This is a genomic window from Flavobacterium sp. ACN2 (genome assembly GCF_002303885.1).
Lineage (GTDB): Bacteria > Bacteroidota > Bacteroidia > Flavobacteriales > Flavobacteriaceae > Flavobacterium.
In genome coordinates this window covers 121,730-144,465 of the sequence record NZ_MRCM01000016.1, presented here as the reverse complement: position 1 = coordinate 144,465, position 22,736 = coordinate 121,730, and the positions used below count along the sequence as shown (strand labels likewise).

The following is a 22,736-nucleotide window of genomic DNA, read 5'->3' as shown; positions in this document are numbered from 1 at the left end:
AGGACACATTATTATGGCACATTTTTCAGAACAAGTACATATAACTATAGGAGGTTTTACCCAAAACGTTGTTTATTATGATTTAAAGCTATCTCAAAAAATGGCCGATCATCATCATTTTTCGTTTGTTTGGCAATACACGGGTAAAGCAGTAATTAATCCGGCAGATCAAGCAAAAGCGCTTAGAACCTATCTTGGCGATGAGGTGATTTTCACCTTTAAAAGTCTTACTGGAATAAGATTAATGAGTAAAGGAATCATTACTGAACTTTCTTCTATTGATCTTGATGGAAGTCCAGCTGGATTACACGTTTCTGGTGTAAGCCACAGTATTGTAATTGACGATATGAAAAAGTCAAGAACATTTAAAGATCGCAGTATGGATGATATCGTACTGGGAATTTTTGCTGAAGGACCTGGAGAATTTTATCAAAGAGATTCTATTAAATCAACCTATCTTAAAGAATTTAGAAACCTTTTGCAATATAACGAGACTAGCTTTGAGTTCTTAAAAAGAATTGCTAAGCGTTATGGGCAATGGTTTTATTTTGATGGAATGCGTATGCAGTTCGGACAAACAAAAAGTAGTCAGACCAAGTTAATTAACGGGGCTTCATTGCATAGTTTTAAGATACAAGCTAATATGAGCTCGCATAAAATTTCGCTGAATGGTTATAATTATGAAAATGTAGCAACCTTTCGTGATGCAGCCGCTAAGACTTCCTCTGGAAGTAAAGATAGTTTTGCAGCTATTGTAGGTTATAATCAGGGAACGGTTGCAAATTCTGATTTAAATAATGGTGCTTATACTGCAAATGCTACAAATAAAGAAGAACTAGAGGAAATGGTAAAACTGCAAACTGCGGGTAGTGATGCCAACAGTGTATATTACAGCGGGATTTCTTATTTTCCAATTGGTCTTGGGCAGGTTTTTACAATAGTAAACCAAACTGTAGTGCATGAGCTAATTGCTATAGAAGTTGTACACCATTCTCAGGTTCACGGAAATTATTCTTGCGAATTTAAAGCAATCCCTGCCGATGTATCGGCTCCACATTATACAGATGTTTTTGTATACGGTAAAGCAGAAACGCAGCCTGCACAGGTAAAAGACAATAATGATCCTGAAGGATTAGGACGTGTACAAGTAGAATTTTATGGAGCGAGCGGTACAGCAGTTACAGATTGGATAAGAATGGTACAGCCTTATTCTGGACCAGGAAAAGGATTTTATTTTGTTCCAGAAATCGGAGAAGAAGTTTTAATTGGTTTTGAAGGCAATAATGTCCAAAATCCTTACGTAATTGGTGCGCAATATAACGGACAAGATTCAAGCGGTTATGCTGATGCCCAGAATAATATAAAAGCAATTCATACCAGAAGCGGACACATAATAAAATTTACCGAAGACGAAAGTATTATAATTGCCGATAAAAATGGTAACGAGATAGTAATGGATACTGTTGGCGGTAATATTAGTATTACAGCAAACAATACGATTGATCTTAACGCGCAAAACATCAATTTTAATGCTTCTCAAAATATTAGCGTAAGTGCTGGAATGAATATTACAGAAAGTGCTGGTGCTGACAAAACTAGTGTTGTAGGTATGATGCTTAATACAACAGTTGGTGGTGATAGTATGTTATCAGTTACAGGAAACTTCATGGAAAATATTGAAGGTAATTTGGAATCGCATACTGCAAAAGAGAGACAGGAAATTGGAGTTAAAGGAATTGATAATAGTAGTGAAGGCGGAATAAATAAACACTCTAAAAAAGAAATACAGGTTAATAGTGCGGAAAAATCTAAATCACACTAAGGTATGAGTAGAGTAAGAATAGTTGGAGGTACTATAACCAAAACTACAGGAGGAGATCATAATATTTATTCTGACGGTAATATTGTTTATAATTCTGGTACGTCAGTTAGTTTAACAAGTGATGCAGGTATTACTCACGGAGAACCTAAAGATTTGCCTGTACAAATAGTTAATGAAGCTGTAAAGGAAATTGAGCTTTTGACAGCTTTGGATCTGGGGTCTAAGAATGATAGGTCAGGAACAACTCAGCTCGGAATGATTTTTGGGAAAGCATATCATTTTAAAGTAAAGAGTTATGTTAAAAGTCCTCCAGCAAATATCAGAGATATAAAATGGATGATTAAGTACCATAGTTTATCACAAAATAAGTGGTTGGAAATACCTCTTTCAACAAAAGGAGATTCAGTAACAATAACGATGAATGATGAAGATATGTGCGGACGTTTTGTTTATGTCCGAGCATATATAAAAGATCCAGAGAAAGAAGGTGAATATAAAGAATGGAAACATAATCGTTTTAGATGGTTTGATAGAATGTTTGTTGAAGACGAAATAACTGACCGTACAGACAATGGTAAACCTTGGTTAATTAACCAGTCAGGAACTTCTTTATGTGGTATGGCATGTATATTTTACCTGTTTGCTAAAGAACAGCCAGATACCTATAAAAAATTTGCGAAAGAACTTTTTAGAACAGGGGAAGCCACTTTTAACAGTTATGTTGTTAAACCTGAAAGTGAAGTTTTAGACAGACAACCTTTTATAAAAGGAATACTAAATGATAAAAATTATCCTTGGCACTGGAAATGGATTGGTGGTATAAAAAAGAAAGTTCATATGCCATTAATTGATTATATTACAATGGCTGGAACTAGAAACACAGATAATAGAAAATATAAAGGTGGAGAAGAAGAATTTCAAGCAATTAATTGGCCTCCACTAATGACATCTTTAAGCGAAAAGTTTTTAGGGTATAATGATGTGAGTTCTAAGGGGGTTTATAATCCTATAAAACCTTTGGTTTATACAACGTTAGATATTGAGAATAAGATTAATGACATAAATAAACAATTAGGTTTAGGTTATAAATTAATAATAATGATTGATTCAGATTTAATTGACGACGTATGGGATAAAAGTTCCTTAGATTTACATTGGGTAGTTTTAGAGTCCCCTATTATATGGAATTATAAACCAAGTTTTTTTAAGGCAGATATCGATGAAATAGACTTTAATGTTTATTCTTGGGGTACTGATCCATTTGGGGCTAATAAATATTTAAGAAAAAAAATAACATCAAATCATTTTATGGCAAATTATAATGGATACATTAAAGTTAAATAGAATATTATTTATATTTTTCCTTGTTTTGTTTAGTTGCAACACGCAAGAAGCTAATAACTGCAATACTTACGTAGCTGGTGGAGAAGGCTTTTGGATATCTTTTAAAAACTTTTCAAAGAAGTATTCAGAAAAAGATTTAAAACATCTTAAGATTTATGTTAAAAACAGAAATGTTAAATATATCAAAGAAGATTTAGAAGATTATTTATATGAAAATAATTTTAATATCGGTATATCAGAGAAAATATTATTGAAGGATACCTTAATAATTAATGTTAAAGATGAGATAATCAAAATACATAATTTCTCTAATCTTATTGAGGAAGGATTTGATCAAAGTCATAGAAAAATTAGAGTTTGCCGGTATTGTACATCAACAATCAATAACAAAAAAATAGAAGATCAAGGTAATAATATTATTATAGTAGATTTCGATGAGCTATAAGTTTTGATGATTCATCAAGAGAAGTTATCACGGGCGGACGCTTGCGAGGATTAACACTTACGAGCGAGACGCTCGCACAAGCGGGGAAAGGAACCAAATTTTATAGAGTTAATGATGAGTATATTATTACGAATTGTCCTCCCTTAATTGAAATAAAATAATGAAAAAAATATTTGTAATTATAATTTCTGTAATAGCAGTAAGTGTCATAATTTATTTTATATATGGTTTAATTATTTCTGCTGGCTCACAACGAATGCAGACTATAGAAGTCGCTGAAGAGTTGAAAGAATTAAAAAAAGATATAGAAAATGATAAAATTGAAGTGATATTTTATGAGATTTCAAAAATTGACCTTGAAAAATGCAAGGCAAACCAAGAAATGACTATTCGTATATCAGAAGATTCAATAACACAATCAAAAAAAATATTAGACAGATATATAAATTCAATAAATAAAATAATCAATAAAAAATTGAAAAGTAAAGAATGTATTGATAGTCTCAATATAGAGGTTTTTTCATATTATAGTAGAGAAAGGGTTGACAGTTTAAAATCGAAACGTTATAAATATACATTTTCAATTAAATAGATTTTTTATGTTTTAAAATGTCTCTCTTTACATATCCTGCTTAAATTTTATGCTTATTAGAAAGTAGAATTAAAATAATACCATGAGACAAGATCGAATAAAAGACAGAGTGCTAAAAAGAGCAGCTAGGTCATGGGGCTTTTCAGATGTTGAGATGGAAACATCTTTTGACCCTGTGGTGTCAATGATGCTTAATGCATTGTCTTACGAACTGGAGAAAGTAGCCCATGAACTTGAAGACTCTAAAACAAGAGTTGTAGAAAGAGTTCTAGAAATTATGTTTCCAGAAGTTACGGCGGGAGTAAAGCCGGCAAGAGCTATTTTGCATGCTTTGCCAATAGATAATAATATGAAAGTTTCATTGCAGAATCAAATGTCGGCAAGTCGAAGAATTCATAATATTTATAATCCGTTAGCTCCAATAACCAAAGAAATTGCACTTTCGCCGACATTAGAAGTAAAATTAGCGTCTGCTGAGGTAAAGTATATTGCTTACGAGAGAAACTTATTCGAAATTTCGAATCTTTTTTATAAAGATGCTATTCGTGATTATAAACATTCTCTTCCTTCTGGTATTGTGTTTATGGGAATTGAATTAAAAAATCCAAAAGTGTTGGATTTGGAAGATTTAATGTTGTACATCGATATTAAAAACACGCATCAGAAAGAGATGTTTCATTACTACCTGAAGCAAATGAAGTGTTTTCAGGATGATGTACAAATCACGGTAGAAGAGGGATATAATGTTCCTATAAATAACATTGATATAGAAAGCATTATAAACCGCAATTACACGCATTTGAGCGAGATAATGCAGGAAGTAAATGAGTTTTATTTTGATAACTTTTACACGCTAAAAGGAGCATTAAACCATAAGCCTATTAGTGAATATGGTGAAGAGTACAAATGTTTTGAAGCGATAACAAATAGAAATGACAATCCTATTATTTGGGTAAAAATGGTTTTTCCAGAATCTTTAATTCCTCAAATATTAGATAATGTTTCTTTTACAGCAAATTGTTTTCCGGTAATTAACAAAAAGAAGCACATTATAAATAAAACACTTGGTAATTTCTTGTCGTACATTGCTTTGGAAACAGATAATAATATCTATTTGGATGTTGATACTGTTGTCGATGGATTCAATAATCATTACGAAATAAAAGAATTTAAAGATGGTGTTATTGAAGAAGGAAATGCAGTATTAAGAACGGGTGGAGTTTCAAGATTTGATTCTAGAAGTGCATCAGAACTGCTTCAAAACGTATTAGATCTTTTAAAAGACGAAAGTTCTTCTTTTGCAGGTTTAGGAAAAGACTTTATGAATAGTTCTTTGGTTGAAATTAATCAGCTTTTGGCTTCTGTAGAGCAGCAGGCTAAAGAAAGTAGCTTTTCTAAAAATAATGATCCTTATTTAATGATAAAACCTAAGTTTGATGAATCTTTAGGGAAATCATTTTCAATACATTATTGGTCTACTTGTGCAGAAGAGGGCAATGATATAAAAGCAGGAACTGTTTTAGAAACCAAAGAAGATATGCAGTTTGTGAGTAAAGAAGCCGTATTGATTACCAATACAGTTGGCGGAATGAACAAACAAAATAATAAAGATAGAATTTTAGCATACCGTAATGCTTTGCTAACGCGTGGTCGAATTGTGACGTTTGCAGATATAAAAGCGTTTGGATTTAATCATTTTAAAAGCTGTATTTTAGATATTAAAATAGAGAAAGGAACTCGAAAAGAGATTTCGGTAAAAGCAGGTTTTAGCCGAACGGTCGATATTCATTTAAAAGTAAATCCGATTGAGAAAGAGTATCTATCGGCAACAGAATGGGATTATTTGTGTGAGAGTTTTATGAAGAACTTAAAAAATAGATCCTCAAATGTATTTCCATATCGTCTTTTTATAGAAAACGAATAAAAATAAAGAGAAACGCCAGAAACTTAAAGTTCTGGCGTTTTTGATTTACTGAAATCTATTTTGGTTTTTACTGGTATTTCTTATCCGTTAGTATTTTCATAAAAGCAACAAGAGCCTTTTCTTCTTTTACAGTCAAATTTAGTTTGTCGAAAGGAAGCGTTTGGTTTTCTACTTCATAGCCTAAACCAATTCCACCGCCTTTGTTGTAGAAAGAAACGACTTCTTCTAAAGTTTTAAAAACACCATTGTGCATGTAAGGAGCTGTTACAGCTGCATTTCGAACTGTTGGAGTTTTGAAAGCTCCAACCAATTGAGGCATTTTATTGTATAAATATCGCCCTTGATCTACGCTCAATTTCTTACCGGAAGCATCTTGAGGAGTTCCGATAACTTCATGTTCGCTTTTAGAATAACTCGGAGGAACGGTTCCGTTAAACAAAGGCGTAAAGTGACAGGTTGCACATTTTGCTTTTCCCATAAAGAGATTCATTCCCTCTATTTCCTGATTGTTCAAAGCATTTTTGTTTCCTCTCATGTATTCGTCAAATCTTGAATCGAAGGCATTTAAAGAACGCACATAACTCGCAATAGCATTTTGAATTTGCCAGGCTTCAGGTTTTGAAGTTTTTGGATATGCTTTTTTGAAAAGGCTGATATATGCTGCATTCAATAGAATTTTAGCATGAATTTCATCCATTGAACCATGCATTTCATCTTTATTCTGAATTACGTCTACACTCTGCTTTTCTAAGTCTAACTGACGCATATCCCAAAATTGAGCATTTTGTAAAGAAGCGTACGTAAGAGTAGGTGTGTTTCGTGCAAGATTAGATCCTGTTAACGAAACGTTTGTTTTTAAACCATCTGTAAATGCTTTTTCTGGATGATGGCAACTTGCACAGCTTCTGTCGTTATTTTTTGAAAGGCTGGTATCATAAAACAGTTTTTCTCCCAGTTTAGCTTTATCTATGGTGTAATTGTAATCTTTAGAAAGTACAAACGCATTTACATCAAAAGCATCTTTATCAAACAAAGTTTCAATTTCTGGTTTTAATGGGCTTATTTTCTTTACGTTTTTAATATTCTCTTCTTTCTGAAAAGTTTTAATTTTTTTCGAAATCGGATTCAAATATTCTGTTATAAAAAAGGCTCGGTCAAAAGCATTGAAATTATTGTTTTCTTTACAATATTGCTGTGCTTCTGCGATTAATTTCTTTAAATCGGCTAGTGTTTTATTATCGGAATTAATGATTTCAAGAGGTTTAGAAATTGATAATAAACTTTCTCCCGCTTCAGAAATTGAAGACTGTAAAATTGGACTATCAAAACCTGTAATTCCTAAAGCAATAACACGAAATATATTCTGTTCCATTGCATCCAAAACATAATCGTCAGAAATAGTGATTACTTCAAATGTGGTTTTCAGCTGCTTTATGTTAGATTGAAAAATATTCAATTCTCTTATGACATTTTCTTTATCCTCGATTTTATATTCAGGATAAATGATTTCTTCGATTACTTGAAACCCATGTGGCTCAAAAGATCTATTTTCTTCCAATTCCATTTCATCCAAGGCTGGACCATTCATAAAACGAGCCGTTTCGGGAATAAAATATTCAATTGCCCATTCCACTTTTTTATAGAATAAACGTGATTTTTTAAACTGTTCTACAATTTCTTTTGGAGAAGCATTGCTATCTACCAGCTTTTGAAATTGGGTAATTTCATTGCTTAATTTGTTTAAGTCAACAAGAAGATTCTGTTTGATTGTTGTTTTAGAAGTTTCATTTTTTTGACACGAAAAGAACAAACAAAGAGCTAAAAATAGAAATGAAAAATATTGTAATTTCATAATAGTGTTTTAATAGCAACAACCCTTATCGAAAAATAAGGGTTGTTAATAGATTTTGACTGAAATTATTATCTCTGTACGTTTCTGATAATTACAGTTTGTCCTCCCTCTTTGTTGGTTTGAGTTCCTGAACCGTCTGCATTTTTGAATGCATCACTTTGCCATGTGTGCGGGTGAATGTTTACGGTAAAAGTATCTGGAACACCAATGATGTCCGAAATATCTTCCATAGCACCAAACTCCCAGCTTCCTAATCTCATTTCGCCAGTTTGATTATATAAAGCATTCCAGGCTGCATCGGTTCTTTTGTGGTTCATGTTTAACCAAGCTTTATTTTGCTTTGTCGCAATGCTATATTGCCAGATATATGAATCGTGTTTAGCGTCGGCGTAGTAGCTGTCACCATCTTCTTGAATGTAAACGTAGTTCTCTGTTACACATAAGTTATCTGGGTTAATGATTCCAGTTCCTGGAGTACTGTCACCTTCAACAGCTAATTCTAAAGTTCCTTTTAACGGATTTGTAGCATCTAGTTTCACTTTGTAAACTCTTCCCCACATCGTGTAACCGTCAACAGGAGCGTTATTAGTTGCTTGACCTGTAGCAGTAAAATAAACTTCTCTATTATTGCTTGCGCTTCCTTTTCTGTAATCTACGTCTTCAACTCTAGAAAAACGAATTGCTTTTAAGTCGTTAACAGTTGTATTGATAACAGCCCCGGTAAGATTTTTTGCATTTGGAATTTCAACAAATTCAACAGGATAACTGCTATTTAATTTGATATCCGTTTCAACTTGATTTCCATCAGTTCTTTTTAAAGCATATAATTTTCCGTTAGACAAATCGCCAACAGTACTCACATACATAATTAATTGTCCAGCACTTACGTGTGAAGTTGCGTAAGATTGATCTTCACCAATTAGAATTACGGTTTTTCCTGGATAAGCTTCTTTAGGAAGCGGAACAGCGTTTTCCATACTCGCTTTTCCTAAAGCTGGTAAAACTCTATCTTTTCTTGCTTTATCTGAAGATTGTCCCAACGGATTGATTCCGTGAACCATACTTTCTTGTCCGCTTTCTCCAGCAGTTAAGAAGATTGGTCCAAATCCGTGAATTTCTGGAGTTGCCAATGTAGCAGAACATAAACGAGTTAAACCACCAACGCCATCAACAATATAATCACCTTTTACTGGTTTGAAAGTTTTGTCTAAATAAACTCTTGATACAGATTGCAGAATTTCGTGGTTGGTAATCAAGATATATCCATTACCATTTGGATCTTTCATTAATCCAGCTCCATCAGGTTGTGCACCATAAACAAAAGAAGGAGATTCTGGAAGAACATCTGTACTAGCAATTAAAGTACTGATTTTTAGATTTTCAAAACCTGTCATTGGATAAACAAAAGGTGGCACTTTTGAATGTGAAGTAAAATCGATACTAGCATTTACACTATTCGAATCTTTGTCGTCATTTTGGCAGCTTATTACAGAAAGGCCTGCAATTCCAAGCAAGGTAATTGATTTTAAAAAGTTAGCTTTCATAATTGTTTTTGTGTTTTTTTTGATTACGACAAAGCTATCTTTCAAAAACAAAATACAGGTTATGGCTATTTTTCTTTTTTGCTAATTTTTATAAGTCTAGTATTACTAAATGGTAAATTATGGAGTTGAAATGTAAAGTTAAGATTCATAAAAAAATCTTAAGGTTTGAAAAGCTGATTTAAACTAATTGCTTTTTTCTCTCTCAATTTCTTTACAATCTTAAGAAATGCAATGGCAGTGATGTAGGCATCCCCCAGTGCTGTGTGGCGATCTTTCTTGGAAATATCAAATTTGTCTGCAAGATCATCTAAGGTGTAATGATCCTTTCGTTCAAATAAATGAGATTGAATTAAAGTCTTTTTATACAAATAAGCCGTGTCTAAGGTTTTATTCGTTAAATGAGGAAGTCCGTTTCTTTCTAAAGCTTTATTAATCATTGTAACATCAAAAATAGTGTGATGCGCAATGATAATGGAGTCTCCTAGAAAATCTAGAAACTGCTGTAATGCCTCCAATTCAGTAGGACGTTTAATCAGTAAATCTTTTAAAATACCATGAATTTGAGCGGTCGATTTATCGTAATGATCTTGTTCTAAATATACTTCAAAGCTTTCCTGAACATTAATAATTCCGTTTTGAAGAACTAGTGCGCCTATGCAGAGAATACGGTCATTTTCGTAATCAAAACCAGTTGTTTCGGTATCCAAAACCACAAAACGAGTTTCTTCGATTGTAATATTTTCATCGAATAGATTAGTTTCTTCTTTTTTCCAAAAATTGAATAAACTCATGATTATACCAAATTTGAGATATTAAAACGTACTGAAATAAGTTCCTGAAGTTCCTTAATGGTTTTAAAAGTGCGTTTGAGCTTAATTTTTTCCATTTTGGTCAAAGACTCCAATTCGATAAACTGACCAGAATCATGATGCAAAAGACCCTGCTTGGTTCTAAATTTTAATAAAGCTTTGAAAGAATAAGAGCACGATAAATACAATTCTCTATTGTTAGGTTCCAGTTCTGCTAATTTCTCAAAGCGCTCTGCTGTATTGCTAATCGATTTTACTGAATGAGATAAAATTAAAACACGCGCAGCATCGGTTAACGGCATTAAAGCTCTTCGTTTAATATCAAAATTATCTTTGTTAGCGCCATCTTGCTCCACCAAAAACTGTCTAAAGAAACCCGTAGGAGAGGGGCTTTGCAATGCACCGCTCACCAAATGCATATAAAAAATAGGATTTGCTTTTAAATCTTCAAAAATATAGTCAGACAATTGATTTGCTACTTCGGTATCTCCGTAAGTTAAACTATAATCAAAGAAAATAAAGGACAATAAGACCTCATTTTTCCCCGGATTTGTAATCCAATGATGCACATGGCTTTTCCATTCGTCCACACTCATGCACCATTTTGGGTTTGAAGCCATCATTTCGGCAGGACAATAATCGTATCCAATTTCAAAAAGGCCTTTATTGACAAGTCCGGCAAATTTTAGAAAATAGATTTTAGTTTCCTCTCTAAAAACTTCATTCACATTTTCATAAACAATGGCATTATCTTGATCTGTGTGTAACATTTGTTCGCCACGACCTTGACTTCCGAGTGCCAACCATGCAAATTTTACTGGCGGCGGACTGCTCATTTTTTCTAAGCAAATCTCAATAACACGATTGGTGCAAGCTTCATTCAGTTCTGTAATTATTTTGGTAATCAATGTCATTGGGATATTTTGATCCAAATAGCCTTGCAGTAACTGCATGATTCGGTTACGAATAGGTTTTATTTCCTTAATTTTTTTAGTTCGTTTTAAGGCTTTAATTAAAACCGCAGGATTGTTTCCGAGTGCAACCATAACGTCGTGTTTCGATAAAATCCCAACCGCTTTTGTGTTTACCGTTCCATCTTTCGTTAAACACAAATGACTGATATTACTTTTCATCATGGCCATTTGCGCCTCAGTAACCGTCATTTTTTTAGGATACGTAATAACAGGTTTGGTCATTATCGTTTCGGCAGTGGTTGTAATAGGAAAATCTCCTGTAACGATTTTATTTCGAAGATCTTTATCTGTCAAAATACCAATCGGAAGCATTTCATCAACAATCAAAATAGCACCGACTTTCTTTTTATTCATAATCTTTGCCACTTCCTTAACAGTGGTTGACGGACTGCAGGTTACAATTTTTTTTGAATATTTTATGGGCGCTAAATCAAAAGAATGATTGCTCGAATGCAGGTTTTCATTTAACTGATCATCACCATACAATTTATCTTTGTGAATGTCTGAATAAGGATTTCGAGTATTCGAAGCATAGCTTTCAATCAAGAAATTACCAACATTTCTATTCTCAAGCGCATAAGGTTTAAAAACCGCAATAGGAATGGCGTACAAAATGCTTTCTTCGTGAGCGACCGCTTCCATGATATAATTTTCTTGTGCCAATAACGGACGCAATCCAAAAATATCGCCCTCATCGCACATATCTAAAACGGTATTTTTAATGTTTTTTTTAAGTGCAACAGCGCCTTTATGAACCACGTAAAAAGAATCGTGGGTTTTGTCATTTTCAGCAAAAATGACGGCATCTTTTTCTTTATAAATAATAGAAATCTGTTCAGAAAGCTTTTCTAAATCTCTCTGGTGAAGAAAATTAAACGGCGGATAATTTTTTAAAAAATCAGCAACTCTCTGCGAAATGGTATTTTTCATTTGGTTAGATTAGAGTTCTAATGTACTATTTAAAATAGAAATGTAAAAGAAACACGTTTGTTTTTTTAGTTACAAAGGGACAAAGATTCAGAGTTGCAAAGTTTAAAAAATGAGAATAAAAAAATTTGGAGACTTTGTGTCTTTGTGGCAAAAAAAAGCTCCCAAATGGAGCCTTTATTATTTAATCAACTTTATAAACTGTTCCTCGCTGTTTTTCTTCAGAACCAACCAAGCCAAATTCGAAAGTATAAGAATCTTTAGAAGTGTTTAAAATCTTCATGCTGATCGCTTTTTCTTCAGCCATATTTTTAGGATGTTTCTTTTGCAGCACGTACTCACAGTCACTTACCCAGCGTATTGTAGCAGTATCGGTTTTTCCTTCGTAAGTTTCAATTTCGATATTGTCTTTACGCTCAAAATAAGTTGTTTTTTTTACGCCATTGACATCTGTTTCAAATTTGAATTTCCCTGTTTTAAAATCCTTGCAATTGTGTTCTGCATTATAGCATGAAACTAAAGCTAGAAAAGGGAATAAGAATACTATTTTTTTCATTTTAATTAAGTTGTTTTTTTAGAGCTAGAGATTTCATTTTTATGCCACAAAAAGGTCTTCGACTACGCTCAGACTGACAAACGGGTCATTTCAATCTTTTTAACTCATCATCGGTAAAGTTCTTGATTTCTTTTTCTTTGGCAAACTTTTCGGCGTTATAATTTCCCGATTTGTTTTTCGGAATCGATAAACTATTCCATTCGCTGTTTTTAAGCTGTTTGGCATAAAAAACAATCTGCCCTACATGATACGGATAATGTGCCAATTGTCGATTTATAGCTTCTATAACCGTATGGCCTTCATTTCTTATATAAATAATATCTGAAAGCTGTTCTGGTTTTAAGCTTTCAAGAGCATTTTCGAGACAATTCCATCCTTTATTCCACAGTTCAAGAACTTCGTCTTTAGATTGTAAATCATTTTCAAATTCAGAATCTCTGTTGCGCCATTCTTTTTCACCATCGGTAGTAAGAAAATCAGTCCATCGAGACAGCATATTGCCCGAAATATGTTTTATTATTGTAGCAATGCTGTTGGTGTCTTCATTTACCGAAATAAAAAGCTGTTGAGGTTCAAGTTGGTCAATGGCTTTTTCGCCAAGCATTTTATAATACAAAAACTGCTTTCTGACACTTTCTAGATAAGATTCATTGGCACTCATAACTAAACGATTTTGATATCATACTTATCTAATAATCCGACAATTCCTTCAGTAGAAAATTGTGCTTTTTTCATCGGATTAAATTCAGGATCGATTTTGTAATTGTAAGCCGTTTTAAAATTGACCGATGCTAATTGTGTTTCATTAAAAATAGCGCCATCAAGATCGCAATTATCAAAAACAGAACTCGTTAAATTGGTTCCAACAAAAGTTACTTCGCGAACAGAAGAATTAACGAACTTAGTTTTTGGCATTTTTTTATTGGAAAACAATGCATAATCGAGAACGCATTCATCAAAATAAACCTGGAATAGAAAATCATCACATTCGTTAAATGCAATTCCTAAAAGTTTACAGTTTTTAAAAGTGACGTTTTTTAAACTTGTTCCAGCCAAACTTGTCATTGATAAATTACAATCAATAAACTCGCAGTCAAGAAAAGTATTAGAATTGAAGTTGCTGTTGGAAAAGTCGCAGTTTTTAAAAACACAATCTTCAAACTCGCGATTGTTTATTTTCTTATCAATATAAACAACTTTCTCAAATGTTTTCTGAATGTGAATTAGAGCTTCCATGAATGTTTTTTTGGTTTTTGAGCATTGTGGCGTACTCGAAGAATATATATTACTTCTTCCGTTACTTGATAAGAGACTCCATAATCGTAAATAGAATAAACTCTAAAACTACCATCATTGCTGGCCTTTTGATTATCGAGTTTATAAATTTCAGGTTTTGTTTTTAAAATCTCGGTGCTGTCGAAAATTGTATTAACAACTTTATCAGCGATTTTAAGTGATTTACTTTCAAAGAAAATGTAAAAATGAATGTCTTCTAATTGATCTAATGCATCTTTTGACCAGATTATTTTCTTCCCCATTTTTTTGCAATTTCTTTCGCTTGATCTTCAGTATAGAAATTACCTTTTTTAATGCTACCCAAAGCATTTTCTATATCTAAATTATAAGCCGCATCTGAATCAATAGCGGTATTATTTATTGATTGTAAAAGATGTTTTAGTTTTTCTACAAAAGATGGATCCTGTACTTTATCAATTTCTTGATGAATCCAATTTATTTCTGCTTGTATATCCATGACAAAGAGTTTTAGTAAAGATACGAATTAGTCATTAAATATACCTTTCATAATAATTTTCAATCCCAAAAAGATCAAAAGCATAGAACTTAGGCAAGCCACAATTCCAATTCCTAAAACAAGATAATGCCAGTTGGTATGCTGATTCATAAAAGCATTATAAATCAATGTTGGGCCAAGAAACATTAGAGGCAGAGCGCCTGATAAATATTTCACTCCTTTTTTTAGTAATTCTTTATTTGTTGCCATCTTTTTTGTTTCAATTTTAAGGTTGCAAGCTGTTGGCTTGTATTTAACCGCAAAGTACGCTAAGTTTTTTATATGCTATATTTTATAATGACAAAGTTCGCAAAGTTTTGGACAAAAACCTTGCGAACCTTTCGTAAATCTTAGTATACTTTGCGGTTAAACAACCACTCAGAAGCCTTTTTATTTTTTATAATTGTCGACAGCATTTCTTACGCTGCCATATTTTTTCAATAATTCAGAAGCTTCGTCATACGAAACCGAAATCTCGTCCATAATCATTTTTACACCACGATCAACCAGTTTTACATTGCTTAATTGCATATCGACCATTTTGTTTCCTCTTACTTTTCCTAACTGAATCATAGCTGCAGTTGAAATCATGTTTAAAACCAGTTTCTGCGCAGTTCCAGCTTTCATTCTAGAGCTTCCGGTTACAAATTCTGGCCCAACTACAACTTCAATAGGAAATTGCGCCGTCAATGCCAACGGACTTCCGGCATTACAAGTAATACAACCTGTAATAATATTGTTTTGGTTACAAGTTTCTAATCCGCCGATAACATATGGAGTTGTTCCCGAAGCAGCAATTCCGATTACAACATCATTAGAATCTATTTTATGGTTTTGAAGATCAATCCAAGCTTGTGTAGGGTTATCTTCTGCGTTTTCTACTGCGCGTCTAATTGCTGTGTCGCCACCTGCAATAATGCCATTTACTAAGTCGAAAGGAACGCCAAAAGTGGGCGGACATTCAGAAGCATCAACAACACCAAGTCGGCCAGAAGTTCCTGCTCCAATATAAAACAATCTGCCGCCAAGTTTTAATTTGTCGACTATCTGCGGAATCAAAGCTTCTATTTGTGGTAAAGCTTTTTCGACTGCATAAGGCACAGTTTTATCTTCCTGGTTTATATTAGATAACAATTCATGAACAGACATCTTCTCTAAATGTTCATATTTTGAGGCTTGTTCAGTAGTTTTCGTAAATGTCATTTTATCGTTATTTAGACTCGTCAAAATTAATATATTTTATTTCAATCTTGCAAAGTCTCAGAGATTTAAAATCAATTTTTTTCTTCTATTTTTTCTCTCTAAAGACGGTTTTATTGTGGCTTTGTTACAAAAACGAAAATATTATATTTGTCTAATATAAAAAGATAGATGGATCAATTAGATTTACTACAGGGAATTGCTCGAATTTCTGTTTTCGTTTCCTTATTAATGGCATTTTTTCTGCTAACCGTTAAAACAGAAAATAAACTGGCAAACCGCTTATTTGCTTTGTTCTTTATTTTTTCGGCAATTGATCTTAGCGGTTTTTTTATTTATCTGTATACAGAAGATCACAGAAATTTAGAAATTTTTAGAGCAACTTTCTGTTTACTGGGAATGCCATCATTTTATTTGTATGTTTTATCTGTATGCTATTCTGATTTTAGATTAAAATGGAAACATGCCATTCATCTTCTTCCTTTTATAGTTGCAAACGTTATTTTTATTCCTAGAATTTATAAAGGTATTGAGGAAGGAAGTTTTGTAGGACCTCTCAATCAAATGTCTGAGATCTATTTTATACAGATTTTAATAGAATTTCAGTACGTTTTTTATATCGTAAGTGTATTTTTGATCTTGAAGAAATACAAAGAAATTTATCTAGAAAACTACACCAATCCGAGCGTTTCTACTTATAAATGGCTTTTTCAAATGACATGCGTTTTTCTTGTTGCACATTCTATTGTACTTTTAAAAAACATATTGAGGTACAGCGGTTTCAAAGAAGTGTTTTTGTGGGCAAATGTCCTTGTTGGAACTATAGCTTTATTTATAACGTGCTGGTTTATAATGAAAGCTTTAAAATATCCAGAACTTTTTAGAGGTGTAAATTCTAAGTTAGTATTAACAAAAGATATTCTGCCAGAAATTGATGAAAAGCCAGAAGCTGTAAACCAGCAAAATGATTTGATCACTACACAAATTAGTACTTTAAAACAATATATGACTGAGAAAGAACCATTTCTCGATCCATCACTTACTATTCAGGAATTGGCCAATCAGATTAGCATTCCTGTTCGCGATTTATCTATTTTAATAAATCATCATATCGATCAGCATTTTTTTGATTTTGTGAATGAATATCGCATTCAAAAAGCCATGCAAATTTTAAGAGACCATTCAAAAAATCAATTAACTGTTTTAGAAATATTGTACGAAGTTGGTTTTAACTCCAAATCTTCTTTTAATACTTCATTTAAAAAATATACCAATTTAACCCCAACAGCTTACAGAAATAGTTAAAAATAAAGGGTTTGTAAAAAGTCGAACGCCTTGCCTATATAAAGTCGAACCAATTTCTATTTGAGAAAATGGTTCGACTTTTTTTGTCGGTCGCATAGGAAGATTTTCTAAGGCAACTTTGCTTCAAATTAATCGAACAAGTTAAAATTAGAAATCATGAAAAAATTAAATCTCCTAGTCTTTTTACTATTGCCTTTATTTTGTTTAGCACAATTAACACTAAAAGGAAGAGTCGCTAGTGAAACCAAATCTTTAGAATGGGCTGAAATTTCAATATTAAATAAAGAAGGGAAAATTATTGATGGAACTACAACTAAAGAAGATGGTTCTTTTGATATCAGCCTTAAAAATGGTTCTTATAAAATTGAAATCAGTCTTTTGGGTTTTGCCGATTATGAAAAAGAAATTTTACTAGAAAAAAACACCGATTTAGGAACTATAATTCTAAAAGAAACCGAAACCAAATTAGTTGAAGTTGTGGTTCAGTCTAAAAAGAAAACTATTGAGCAGAAAACAGATCGTTTGGTTTATAACCTAGAAAACAATGTCACAAATGTTGGAGGAGACGCTTTAAGCGCAATTAATACTGCGCCTGGAGTTGTAGTGAAAAATGATGTGATAACCATTTTAGGAAAGGGAACTTCGCGCGTCATGATCGATGGACGTTTAATTGAATTGACTGGCGAAGAACTGAACAATTTCTTGAAATCAATTTCGGCAGCAGATATTAAAAACATTGAAGTTATAAGCAATCCGCCCGCAAAATATGAAGCAGATGGAACTGGAGGGCTGATTAATATTATTATGAAAAAGGGAGTTCGCGATTCGTGGAAAAATTCGATTACAGTTTCTTACGACCAGAATAAATATGGAATTTACACTTTGAGAGATAATTTCTTCTATAGCAAAAATAAGTTTAGATTTTCGGCAAGCGTGAATGGTAAAACTGGTTATAAAAATGCTATAGAGAATTTAGATATGTATTTTCCAAATGGACTTTCTACAATGGATGCCGATACAAAAGTTAAAAATGAGAATTTTTCAGGAAAATTGGCATTAGATTATGATGTGTCTGAACGTACAACAATTGGTTTTCAGTTTATGAATGACAGAAATAATCCTGATTTTGGATCGGATATTAGAATTGAAAAGTACAATACGCAAAACGAGTTGCAGCAGGTTACATTGAATAAAAGTTTTACAGATAAAGGTTCTAAAAATCAGACTTATAATGCGCATTTGATCACTAAATTTGATTCAAAAAAGAAATTATCTTTTGATGTGGATTATTTCAATTACAGCTCAAAATTTGATAGAGATTTTATAGCGAACAATTATAATCCAGATATGGAATTTATTGATGTCAATCAGGCGGGAAGAAATATTTCCAATCAAGATATTGATAACTGGAGTTTTAAGGCAGATATGGAACATCCGTTTGAAACTTTTAATTTGTCTTATGGTGCGAAAATGAGTTTTACAAACAGCATAAGCGATGTGGTTTTTTACAATACTATAACTGGAACTCCAGAATTAGATCCTAGTCAGTCAAACCAATTTAAATACACTGAAAATAATCAGGCGTTTTATATTAATGGAGATAAAAAGCTAAATGAAAAATGGAATCTGCAAATGGGTTTACGATTGGAGAACACACAAACAAGCGGATTCTCTGAAACCATGAATCAGGAAAATGTAAATGATTATTTGAAGTTGTTTCCAACTTTTTATGCTTCGTACAAGAAAAATGAGAACAATACTTTTAGTCTGAATTATGGAAAAAGAATCAACCGACCACGTTTTGATTTACTGAATCCGTTTAGAGTTTATATTAATAGTAACAGTTATTCTGAAGGAAATCCGTTTTTAAAGCCTTCATTTAGTGATAATTTTGAATTGGCGCATTCTTATAAAGAGGTTTTAAGAACAAGCATTTTTGTAAATGCGATTACAAATGGATATGGAGTTGTTTTTACTTCAAACCCAGAAACGAATACGCAGATTGTAACCCGCGAGAACTATTATAAAGGTTTGAATTACGGTTTGGGAGAAAGTTATTCTGCAAGTTTTGCAGATTGGTGGCAGAGTGAAAATACTTTGTACTTTTTAGGCGCTAAGACGGAGTTTGTAAAAGATATTAATGCAACGCCATCAAATAGTTTACAGATTGATTTTACGACGAATAATACTTTTATACTAGGGAAAAGCAGTAAACTTCAAATTGATTTTAATTATAGTTCACCTTTTAAAAGTGGTTTGTATGAGATTGGTTATGCATCGAGTTTTGATATTGGTTTTAAACAGGATTTGTTGAATAAAACGCTTCAGATTGCATTTTTGGCCAATGATATTTTTAATACTTCTTATTTGAAAGATTTCACTTCGGTTGTAAATGGCGTAAAACAGGTTTATAGCCAAAATGAAAGTAATCGTTTTGTGCGTTTGTCTTTGGTTTACAATTTCGGAAATAAAAAGATTAATGTGAAAGAACGTGCTTTCGGAAATCAGGACGAGAAGAAGAGGGTGGGGAATTAAGGAATTAAGGAATTAGATAATTAGTCAATTTGATAATTAGATAATTTTTCACTGGGCTTCGACTCCGCTCAGCCTGACACGCGAGAGTAAAACTTGAAACCTGAAACTTGAAACTTGAAACTTTTTCTTGCGTGAGGGATAGGAGCAAATTACCGAAGTAATGCGGATAGCTCGACCGAATTTGCGAAAGGCGCACATAAGCGGTTTGTTAAATTGCGCCTTTTGGAAATTTGGGCACGCCCAGATTATAAAAAGAATGCCAATAAAATTCCTAGAACGATCATAGAAACTTTGGCAATGTTGAATTTGTGTCCTTCGCTGCTTTCAAAAATGATGGTTGAGGAAATGTGGAATAAAATACCTATTACGATTGCTGTTATTTCGGTGTAATATTTACTTAAGAAGGGCAAATATTCTGAAGCTACAGTTCCGAGTGGGGTCATGATGGCAAAGGTCAGCATGAAGGCAAAAATGGCTTTTTTGTTTAAATCTGCATTGATGAAAAATGTGGTTAAGATAACCGCAATTGGCAGATGATGAATGGCAATTCCTACTGCTAAACCATGATGGTGGCTTACAGGAAATCCTTCTAAAAAGGCGTGAATGCAAAGGCTGATAAATAAAAGCCATGGAATTTGAGACATTTTTGCGTGTCCGTGAACGTGTCCATGTTCGGCACCTTTTGAGAAAAATTCAAGTACGATCTGGAATAAAATTCCGACCATTATAAAGATTCCGATATTATGATTGTGCGATTCGTAAACATCTGGAAGAAGATGCATTACGGTTAACGATAATAAAAAAGAACCGCTAAATGCGAGTAGTAATTTTAAATTATTTTTGTTTTCTGGTTTTATAAATAAAGCCACGCCATATCCTAAAAGTACAGAAAATAAGGGTAATAAATAGTTCATTTGTATTTGTTTAACCGTTGATTTGTTTAATCGTTTTTTGCTTACCGATTAAACGGTTCAACAAATAAACGATTAACTAATTTACTTAAAAATCATGATTAATCTTTCGCTTTCGGTTTTATGGAACTTTTTGAGTTTGTAGTCTCCAAAAATGTCTAAAAGAAAAATTCCAGCCTCGTCCATTAAATCCTGAAAGTCTTTCAAAGTTAGTGCTTTTACTTTTTCTGTAAAATGATATTTTCTGCCTTGGTCTTCAAAATCAATTTCTTTAAAAATATGTCCGTCTTCAACGTATCTTTTGATGTGAAAATCTATTTCGTCAACTGTTTTTACTTCTTCGGGAACAAGATTTTCAATAACGTTGGGTACATTCATGAAATCGATCACAGCAAAACCGTATTCTGATAAGCTTTCTTTAATTGCTTTTAAAGTGGTCAGATTGTCTTCGTCGCTTTCAAAATAGCCAAAACTGGTAAAAAGATTGAAAATAGCATCAAACTTTTCTTCAAAAGGCTCGCGCATGTCGTGCACTTTAAAATGAAGGGTTTCATTACTGTTTTTACTAGCTTCGGCGATGCTGTTTTCAGACAAATCTGCGCCTAAAACATCGTAGCCTAATTGATTTAAATAAATAGAATGACGGCCTTTTCCGCACGCTAAATCCAATACTTTGGCTTTCTCGGGCAAGTTAAGATAATGCGTTAAATTGTCCATGAAAACCTGAGCTTCACGATAATTACGATCCTTGTAAAGAATATGATAATATGGCGTGTCAAACCACGAAGAATACCAGTTTTGATTGTCGTCTTCTTGATTTTGGATTGGTGCGTTATGTTTTACAGACATTTATTCTATTTCAATTAATTCAAAAGTCCGGCAAATTTAGTGTATTTTTGCCGAAAAATAACTATTTCGCTTCGATACCTATTTATAACAGTATAATAAAATGTTATAGCGATTAGCTTTTTTTAATTGAAAAAGAAATGGAAGAAAATTTTAAAATGATTGCCAAATGTTTTTTTGGCTTTGAAGAAATATTAGAAAAAGAATTACGCACACTTGGCGCTCAAGATGTTGAAAAAGGTGTGAGGATGGTAAGCTTTAAAGGAGACAAAGGTTTTATGTACAAAGCCAATTTGTCTTTGCGTACTGCGCTTAAAGTTTTAAAACCAATTTATTCTTTTAGAGCTAATAATGAACAGGCTTTGTACAAAGGAATTTTGGGGATAAACTGGTCTAAATACTTAAATGCGAATCAGACTTTTGTGATTGATAGCACGGTGCATTCGACTTATTTCAATCATTCTGAATTTATTTCTCAGAAATGTAAAGATGCGATCGTAGATCAGTTTAGAGAAAGAACGGGACAGCGTCCAAGTATTGATAAACAGTATCCAGATTTGCGTATTAATATTCATATTGACAAAGATCAGGTTTCTGTTTCTTTAGATACTTCCGGAGCTTCACTTCATCAGCGTGGTTACAGAACGGCTACGAATATTGCGCCTATTAATGAGGTTTTGGCAGCTGGAATTCTTTTATTGTCTGGTTGGGATGGACAAAGTGATTTCTTGGATCCTATGTGCGGTTCTGGAACTTTTTTGGCAGAAGCAGCTATGATTGCCTGCAATATTCCAGCAAACATTAACAGAAAAGAGTTTGCTTTTGAAAAATGGAAAGATTGGGACAATGATTTGTTTGATATGATTGTTGACAGTTTAATGAAAAAAACTAGAGAGTTTCATTATACAATTAAAGGTTTTGATAAAGCGCCAAGTGCTGTAAGCAAAGCTAAAGACAATATTAGAAATGCTAATTTAGAAGATTACATTAAAATTTACGAAGAGAACTTTTTTGATACAGAAAAAGAAACAGAAGGTAAACTGCATATTGTTTTCAATCCGCCTTACGATGAGCGTTTAGATATTCATATGGAAAAATTCTACGCCAGCATTGGAGATACTTTAAAGAAAAATTATCCGGGAACAAACGCTTGGTTTATTACAGCCAACCTTGAAGCTTTAAAATTCGTCGGATTAAAACCTTCCAGAAAAATCAAACTTTTTAACGGAAGCCTTGAAGCACGTTTGGTAAAATACGAAATGTACGAAGGAAGTAAGAGAACGAAATTTCAGGTCTAAGTCTCTAAGATTCTAAGATACTAAGAGTTTTAGTAAAATGGGAAAAAGAATAATTTAAAA

Annotated in this window: 21 protein-coding genes; 8 read left to right on the top strand and 13 right to left on the bottom strand. The window is 32.9% G+C overall.

The annotated features are described in order from the left end of the window. The first annotated feature begins 13 nt into the window (after nt 1–13). From BSF41_RS18410 to BSF41_RS18390, 5 genes are all read left to right on the top strand, one after another. Nucleotides 14–1,822, top strand: coding sequence for a type VI secretion system Vgr family protein (locus tag BSF41_RS18410; protein ID WP_095930968.1), 1,809 nt, complete (start codon nt 14–16; stop codon nt 1,820–1,822). A gap of 3 nt (nt 1,823–1,825) precedes the next feature. Beyond that, a complete protein-coding gene (locus BSF41_RS18405; protein ID WP_095930967.1) occupies nt 1,826–3,166 on the top strand; it encodes a hypothetical protein in 1,341 nt (446 codons plus the stop codon). After that, the gene (locus BSF41_RS18400) at nt 3,144–3,611 is read left to right on the top strand and encodes a hypothetical protein (RefSeq protein WP_095930966.1); all 468 of its coding nucleotides are present in this window, start codon (nt 3,144–3,146) and stop codon (nt 3,609–3,611) included. The genes BSF41_RS18405 and BSF41_RS18400 overlap by 23 nt, the downstream gene beginning before the upstream one ends. Before the next feature lie 160 nt (nt 3,612–3,771). Then, complete coding sequence (locus BSF41_RS18395; protein WP_095930965.1) at nt 3,772–4,203, top strand: hypothetical protein; 432 nt, start codon at nt 3,772–3,774, stop codon at nt 4,201–4,203. A gap of 82 nt (nt 4,204–4,285) precedes the next feature. Continuing rightward, nucleotides 4,286–6,127, top strand: a complete 1,842-nt coding sequence (locus BSF41_RS18390; protein ID WP_095930964.1) for a type VI secretion system baseplate subunit TssF — start codon at nt 4,286–4,288, stop codon at nt 6,125–6,127. Between the two features lie 67 nt (nt 6,128–6,194). Here the strand turns inward: BSF41_RS18390 and BSF41_RS18385 are convergent, their stop codons facing one another. The 11 genes from BSF41_RS18385 to murQ all read right to left on the bottom strand — a co-directional run bounded on the left by BSF41_RS18385 (nt 6,195) and on the right by murQ (nt 15,784). Further along, the gene (locus BSF41_RS18385; protein ID WP_095930963.1) at nt 6,195–7,979 is read right to left on the bottom strand and encodes a cytochrome-c peroxidase; all 1,785 of its coding nucleotides are present in this window, start codon (nt 7,977–7,979) and stop codon (nt 6,195–6,197) included. Nucleotides 7,980–8,047: 68 nt separating this feature from the next. Then, on the bottom strand, nt 8,048–9,523 hold the full coding sequence (locus tag BSF41_RS18380; protein WP_095930984.1) for a hypothetical protein: 1,476 nt from the start codon (nt 9,521–9,523) through the stop codon (nt 8,048–8,050). Between the two features lie 158 nt (nt 9,524–9,681). Next, entirely contained in the window at nt 9,682–10,314 is a 633-nt protein-coding gene (locus BSF41_RS18375; RefSeq protein ID WP_095930962.1) for a PolC-type DNA polymerase III, read from the bottom strand. Between the two features lie 2 nt (nt 10,315–10,316). Continuing rightward, nucleotides 10,317–12,236: a DUF294 nucleotidyltransferase-like domain-containing protein gene (locus BSF41_RS18370; RefSeq protein ID WP_095930961.1), complete on the bottom strand. Its 1,920-nt coding sequence runs from the start codon at nt 12,234–12,236 to the stop codon at nt 10,317–10,319. Between the two features lie 181 nt (nt 12,237–12,417). Continuing rightward, nucleotides 12,418–12,789, bottom strand: a complete 372-nt coding sequence (locus tag BSF41_RS18365) for a DNA topoisomerase IV (protein WP_095930960.1) — start codon at nt 12,787–12,789, stop codon at nt 12,418–12,420. A gap of 85 nt (nt 12,790–12,874) precedes the next feature. Then, nucleotides 12,875–13,450: a DUF1572 family protein gene (locus tag BSF41_RS18360; protein WP_095930959.1), complete on the bottom strand. Its 576-nt coding sequence runs from the start codon at nt 13,448–13,450 to the stop codon at nt 12,875–12,877. A 2-nt stretch (nt 13,451–13,452) separates the two neighbouring features. Further along, nucleotides 13,453–14,025 carry a pentapeptide repeat-containing protein gene (locus BSF41_RS18355; protein ID WP_095930958.1) on the bottom strand — a complete coding sequence of 191 codons (573 nt, stop codon included), beginning with the start codon at nt 14,023–14,025 and terminating at the stop codon, nt 13,453–13,455. Next, the gene (locus BSF41_RS18350; protein ID WP_095930957.1) at nt 14,013–14,327 is read right to left on the bottom strand and encodes a type II toxin-antitoxin system RelE/ParE family toxin; all 315 of its coding nucleotides are present in this window, start codon (nt 14,325–14,327) and stop codon (nt 14,013–14,015) included. Before BSF41_RS18350 ends, BSF41_RS18355 begins: the two co-directional genes overlap by 13 nt. Beyond that, nucleotides 14,312–14,542, bottom strand: a complete 231-nt coding sequence (locus BSF41_RS18345) for a hypothetical protein (RefSeq protein ID WP_095930956.1) — start codon at nt 14,540–14,542, stop codon at nt 14,312–14,314. Before BSF41_RS18345 ends, BSF41_RS18350 begins: the two co-directional genes overlap by 16 nt. A gap of 27 nt (nt 14,543–14,569) precedes the next feature. Next, complete coding sequence (locus BSF41_RS18340) at nt 14,570–14,791, bottom strand: DUF6095 family protein (RefSeq protein WP_095930955.1); 222 nt, start codon at nt 14,789–14,791, stop codon at nt 14,570–14,572. Nucleotides 14,792–14,971: 180 nt separating this feature from the next. Further along, entirely contained in the window at nt 14,972–15,784 is an 813-nt protein-coding gene (murQ, locus tag BSF41_RS18335) for an N-acetylmuramic acid 6-phosphate etherase (RefSeq protein ID WP_095930954.1), read from the bottom strand. 168 nt (nt 15,785–15,952) lie between these two features. Between murQ and BSF41_RS18330 the strand changes: the two genes are divergently transcribed. Both BSF41_RS18330 and BSF41_RS18325 read left to right on the top strand, forming a co-directional pair. After that, nucleotides 15,953–17,086, top strand: coding sequence for an AraC family transcriptional regulator (locus tag BSF41_RS18330; protein WP_095930953.1), 1,134 nt, complete (start codon nt 15,953–15,955; stop codon nt 17,084–17,086). A gap of 156 nt (nt 17,087–17,242) precedes the next feature. Further along, nucleotides 17,243–19,621 carry a TonB-dependent receptor domain-containing protein gene (locus tag BSF41_RS18325; protein WP_095930952.1) on the top strand — a complete coding sequence of 793 codons (2,379 nt, stop codon included), beginning with the start codon at nt 17,243–17,245 and terminating at the stop codon, nt 19,619–19,621. Between the two features lie 245 nt (nt 19,622–19,866). Here BSF41_RS18325 and BSF41_RS18320 read toward each other — a convergent pair whose 3' ends face one another. Next, the gene (locus BSF41_RS18320; RefSeq protein WP_095930951.1) at nt 19,867–20,535 is read right to left on the bottom strand and encodes a ZIP family metal transporter; all 669 of its coding nucleotides are present in this window, start codon (nt 20,533–20,535) and stop codon (nt 19,867–19,869) included. A gap of 81 nt (nt 20,536–20,616) precedes the next feature. Next, on the bottom strand, nt 20,617–21,381 hold the full coding sequence (locus BSF41_RS18315) for a bifunctional 2-polyprenyl-6-hydroxyphenol methylase/3-demethylubiquinol 3-O-methyltransferase UbiG (protein WP_095930950.1): 765 nt from the start codon (nt 21,379–21,381) through the stop codon (nt 20,617–20,619). Nucleotides 21,382–21,518: 137 nt separating this feature from the next. Between BSF41_RS18315 and BSF41_RS18310 the strand changes: the two genes are divergently transcribed. Beyond that, the gene (locus BSF41_RS18310; protein WP_095930949.1) at nt 21,519–22,676 is read left to right on the top strand and encodes a class I SAM-dependent RNA methyltransferase; all 1,158 of its coding nucleotides are present in this window, start codon (nt 21,519–21,521) and stop codon (nt 22,674–22,676) included. Nucleotides 22,677–22,736 lie beyond the last annotated feature (60 nt).

Bases quoted from the DNA above. Each gene is read 5' to 3' on its own strand.
- BSF41_RS18345 (WP_095930956.1), bottom strand. From the start codon at position 14,542: ATGGATATACAAGCAGAAATAAATTGGATTCATCAAGAAATTGATAAA.
- BSF41_RS18365 (WP_095930960.1), bottom strand. From the start codon at position 12,789: ATGAAAAAAATAGTATTCTTATTCCCTTTTCTAGCTTTAGTTTCATGC.
- BSF41_RS18400 (WP_095930966.1), top strand. From the start codon at position 3,144: ATGGATACATTAAAGTTAAATAGAATATTATTTATATTTTTCCTTGTT.
- BSF41_RS18370 (WP_095930961.1), bottom strand. From the start codon at position 12,236: ATGAAAAATACCATTTCGCAGAGAGTTGCTGATTTTTTAAAAAATTAT.
- BSF41_RS18355 (WP_095930958.1), bottom strand. From the start codon at position 14,025: ATGGAAGCTCTAATTCACATTCAGAAAACATTTGAGAAAGTTGTTTAT.
- BSF41_RS18390 (WP_095930964.1), top strand. From the start codon at position 4,286: ATGAGACAAGATCGAATAAAAGACAGAGTGCTAAAAAGAGCAGCTAGG.
- BSF41_RS18385 (WP_095930963.1), bottom strand. From the start codon at position 7,979: ATGAAATTACAATATTTTTCATTTCTATTTTTAGCTCTTTGTTTGTTC.
- BSF41_RS18320 (WP_095930951.1), bottom strand. From the start codon at position 20,535: ATGAACTATTTATTACCCTTATTTTCTGTACTTTTAGGATATGGCGTG.
- BSF41_RS18350 (WP_095930957.1), bottom strand. From the start codon at position 14,327: ATGGGGAAGAAAATAATCTGGTCAAAAGATGCATTAGATCAATTAGAA.
- murQ (WP_095930954.1), bottom strand. From the start codon at position 15,784: ATGACATTTACGAAAACTACTGAACAAGCCTCAAAATATGAACATTTA.
- BSF41_RS18340 (WP_095930955.1), bottom strand. From the start codon at position 14,791: ATGGCAACAAATAAAGAATTACTAAAAAAAGGAGTGAAATATTTATCA.
- BSF41_RS18360 (WP_095930959.1), bottom strand. From the start codon at position 13,450: ATGAGTGCCAATGAATCTTATCTAGAAAGTGTCAGAAAGCAGTTTTTG.
- BSF41_RS18380 (WP_095930984.1), bottom strand. From the start codon at position 9,523: ATGAAAGCTAACTTTTTAAAATCAATTACCTTGCTTGGAATTGCAGGC.
- BSF41_RS18325 (WP_095930952.1), top strand. From the start codon at position 17,243: ATGAAAAAATTAAATCTCCTAGTCTTTTTACTATTGCCTTTATTTTGT.
- BSF41_RS18315 (WP_095930950.1), bottom strand. From the start codon at position 21,381: ATGTCTGTAAAACATAACGCACCAATCCAAAATCAAGAAGACGACAAT.
- BSF41_RS18395 (WP_095930965.1), top strand. From the start codon at position 3,772: ATGAAAAAAATATTTGTAATTATAATTTCTGTAATAGCAGTAAGTGTC.
- BSF41_RS18330 (WP_095930953.1), top strand. From the start codon at position 15,953: ATGGATCAATTAGATTTACTACAGGGAATTGCTCGAATTTCTGTTTTC.
- BSF41_RS18375 (WP_095930962.1), bottom strand. From the start codon at position 10,314: ATGAGTTTATTCAATTTTTGGAAAAAAGAAGAAACTAATCTATTCGAT.
- BSF41_RS18405 (WP_095930967.1), top strand. From the start codon at position 1,826: ATGAGTAGAGTAAGAATAGTTGGAGGTACTATAACCAAAACTACAGGA.
- BSF41_RS18310 (WP_095930949.1), top strand. From the start codon at position 21,519: ATGGAAGAAAATTTTAAAATGATTGCCAAATGTTTTTTTGGCTTTGAA.
- BSF41_RS18410 (WP_095930968.1), top strand. From the start codon at position 14: ATGGCACATTTTTCAGAACAAGTACATATAACTATAGGAGGTTTTACC.